4 protein-coding genes are annotated in these 3207 nt (G+C 67.1%); all 4 read left to right on the forward strand.

The window, feature by feature from the left end; genetic code table 11:
• Positions 1-421 (forward strand): carboxyltransferase domain-containing protein (locus ACESL9_RS17580; protein WP_372675376.1); only part of this gene is annotated, 421 nt, incomplete at its 5' end.
• On the forward strand, positions 418-1440 hold the full coding sequence (locus ACESL9_RS17585; RefSeq protein WP_372610093.1) for a biotin-dependent carboxyltransferase family protein: 1023 nt from the start codon (positions 418-420) through the stop codon (positions 1438-1440). The genes ACESL9_RS17580 and ACESL9_RS17585, both read left to right, overlap by 4 nt.
• A 3-nt stretch (positions 1441-1443) precedes the next feature.
• Positions 1444-2202 carry a LamB/YcsF family protein gene (locus ACESL9_RS17590; RefSeq protein ID WP_372610091.1) on the forward strand — a complete coding sequence of 253 codons (759 nt, stop codon included), beginning with the start codon at positions 1444-1446 and terminating at the stop codon, positions 2200-2202.
• A gap of 71 nt (positions 2203-2273) precedes the next feature.
• Positions 2274-3020, forward strand: coding sequence for an SDR family oxidoreductase (locus tag ACESL9_RS17595; RefSeq protein WP_372610089.1), 747 nt, complete (start codon positions 2274-2276; stop codon positions 3018-3020).
• The last annotated feature ends 187 nt before the right edge of the window (positions 3021-3207 follow it).

Here is a 3207-nt window from a genome sequence, read left to right on the forward strand (position 1 = left end):
GCCGCAACTGGCCGAAACCGCCGCGCTTCTCGGCATGAGCGAGGAGCAGGCGGTGGCCGACCTCGTTGCCCATCCGGTGCGGGTGCTGGCCATCGGGTTTGCGCCCGGTCAGCCCTATCTGGGCATGTTGCCCGACCGCTGGGACATTCCGCGGTTGAAGGACATCACCCCTTTGATCCCCGCCTCGGCTCTGGTCGTGGCGGTGCGGCAGTTGATCGTGTTTTCCGCCGACACGCCGACCGGCTGGCGCCATGTCGGGCAGACCGCGTTCAGACCCTTTCGCAGCGAGTCGGACGCGCCCTTTCCGCTCCGGCCCGGTGACGTGCTGCATTTCGAGCCGGTCTCGCATGACGAGTTCGACTGCATCCGCGCCGGTGACAGCGCCGGGTCGGGTGGCGCCCGGCTCGAGGTGCAGGAATGAGCGGGCAGCTCACCATCCACAGCGCCGGGCCGATGGTCACGGTTCAGGACATGGGCCGCAGCGGCACGCTCAGCCTTGGCCTCTCGCGCGGCGGAGCTGCCGACCGGTTGGCGCTGATCGAGGCGGCGGCGCTCCTGGGCCTCTCGGCGCCTGTCGCCGTGATCGAGATGGCGGGCATGGGCGGGGTGTTCTCGACCGACACGCCCACCCGTATCGCGCTGACCGGTGCGCCGATGCGCGTCACGCTCGACGGCGTGCCGCTCGACTGGCAAGGCTCGCACCTGCTGCCTGCCGGGGCGCGGCTTGAAATCGGGCCGGTGACCCGCGGCGCCTATGGCTATCTCGCGTTTGCGGGCGGGATAGAGACGCATCCCGTGCTGGGCAGCCGCGCCACCCATGTGAATACCGGACTGGGCCACCGGCTGGCAGCGGGCGATACCCTGCCGCTTGGCCCTGACCCCGCGCCCGATGCCCCGGCCCTTGCCCTGCCCGTCGAGGACCGCTTTTCCGGCAGCGAGATACGCATCACCGAAGGCCCGCAAACCCGTCTCTATTCCGCCTCGAAGCGCGAAAGATTCATCGAAACCGCCTTTCGCCGCTCGACCCATGGCAACCGGCAGGGGGTGCGGCTCGATTTCGACGGCGAGCCCTTTACCGCGGAGGGTCAGCTTGGCATCGTCTCCGACGTGATCATCCCCGGCGATATCCAGATGACGGGTGACGGCATTCCCTTTGTCCTTGGCCCCGAATGCCAGACCATCGGCGGCTATCCCCGGATCGGCGCAGTGATCCCCGCCGACCTGCCCCGCGTGCTCCAGGCCGCCCCGCAGACGCCGCTCAGCTTCCGCTTTGTCACGCTGGAGGAGGCCGATGCCGCCTTTGCCGCCGAGACGGCCCTGCTCAATCGGCTGCGCACCGCGGCGCAGCCCCGCATCCGCGATCCGCGCGACATGGCTGACCTGCTGGGCTATCAACTCATCAGCGGGGCCACCGCGGGCGAGGAACTGAAAGGAGACTGAACCATGGTCACGCAAGTCGATCTCAATTCCGACATGGGCGAAGGCTTTGGCCCGTGGACAATGGGCGATGACGCGGCACTGCTCGACGTGATCACCTCGGCCAATATCGCCTGCGGGATGCATGCGGGCGACCTCGACGTGATGGCCCGAACGATGCAGATGGCGACCGACAAGGGGGTGGGCATCGGCGCGCATCCCGGGTTTGACGATCTGCGCGGCTTTGGCCGCCGCCGCCTGCTGCGCACGGCCGGGGAACTCACCAATCTCGTTACCTATCAACTGGGCGCGGCACAGGCGATGGCACGCGCCGCGGGCGGACATGTGCGGCATTTCAAACTGCATGGCGCGTTGGCCAACATGTGTTCCGAAGATCGCGACATGGCGCTGACCTGCTATCGGGCGGCGCTGGCGGTCGATCCCGATATCGTGGTGATGGTGCTGGCGGGAACCGAGCAACAGGCGGCGATGGAAGAGCTTGGCGGAAACTGGGCGGGCGAGATCTTTGCCGACCGCGCGTATAACGACGACGCGACGCTGGTCGATCGCACGCTGCCCGGTGCCGTCTTGCATGATGCCGCAATCGTCGCACCACGCATCCTCGCGATGCTCGAAGCGGACGCGATCATTGCCGAGTCGGGCAAGCGCATCCCGGCACGGATCGACACGATCTGTCTGCATTCCGACACGCCCGAGGCCGTGGCCATGGCCCGCGAGCTGCGCCGCCTTCTGACCGAGGCGGGCGTCACGTTGCAAAAGCTCTGACGACGCGTTCCGATTGCCGGAGAGATGCGCCCTTGCTAGCCTGCCGAGGTCAGATGACGGAGGGACATGACATGAGCAGACTCACCGGAAAGCGCGCATGGATCACTGGAGGCGGCAGTGGCATCGGCGAAGCCAGCGCGCATTCGCTCGCCGCATCGGGGGCCGAGGTTGTCGTGTCGGGCCGCCGCAAGGAACCGCTCGACGCGGTCTGCGCCGCGATCAAGGCAAATGGCGGCACCGCCTATGCCCTGCCGCTCGACACCACCGACAAGCAGGCGGTGCAGGACGCGGCGCAGGAGGTCGGCCGCGTCGATATCCTCGTTGCGTCCGCCGGGCTCAACATCCCCAACCGATCGATGGCCGACATCACGCCCGAAGCCTGGGACCATGTGGTCGATGTCAACCTCAATGGCGTCTTCTATCCTTGCCTTTCCGTTCTGCCCGGGATGCGCGCGCAGGGCGACGGCCAACTCATCATCGTCTCGTCCTGGGCCGGGCGCTATGCCTCGCGGATGACCGGGGCGGCCTACAGCGCCACCAAGCGCGCGCTCATCTCGCTCAACGAATCCCTGAACGACGAAGAAGGCGCGCACGGCATCCGCTCGACCGTGATCATGCCGGGCGAGGTGGCCACGCCGATCATGAAGGCGCGGCCCAAACCGCCCTCCGAGGCCGATATGGCGCGGATGCTCCAGGCGGAAGACCTTGGAGAAACCGTTCGTTTCGTGGCCGAAATGCCCGCGCGCGCCTGCGTGAACGAAGTGCTGATCTCGCCCACCTGGAACCGTTTCTATCAGGGAATATCGGAAGTGGACTGAGCCTTCGCCAATTCACGACTCCTCATGTGAAAGGGGCGGCCCCGCTTGGGAGCCGCCCCTTCGATGTCTCACGCGCACCCCGGGTTGGGGGCGATACCGGGTCAGGTCAGGGCGCCGGTGGCTTCGAAGCCGAGGATGTTGTCGGATGTGAAGCCGGAGAGGTCGCCGATATCCTCGAAGGTGGCGT

Source organism: Aquicoccus sp. (genome assembly GCF_041686535.1).
GTDB lineage: Bacteria > Pseudomonadota > Alphaproteobacteria > Rhodobacterales > Rhodobacteraceae > Aquicoccus.

Excerpts from the sequence above, each read along its gene's own strand:
- ACESL9_RS17595 (WP_372610089.1), top strand. The coding sequence starts at position 2,274 with ATGAGCAGACTCACCGGAAAGCGCGCATGGATCACTGGAGGCGGCAGT.
- ACESL9_RS17585 (WP_372610093.1), top strand. The coding sequence starts at position 418 with ATGAGCGGGCAGCTCACCATCCACAGCGCCGGGCCGATGGTCACGGTT.
- ACESL9_RS17590 (WP_372610091.1), top strand. The coding sequence starts at position 1,444 with ATGGTCACGCAAGTCGATCTCAATTCCGACATGGGCGAAGGCTTTGGC.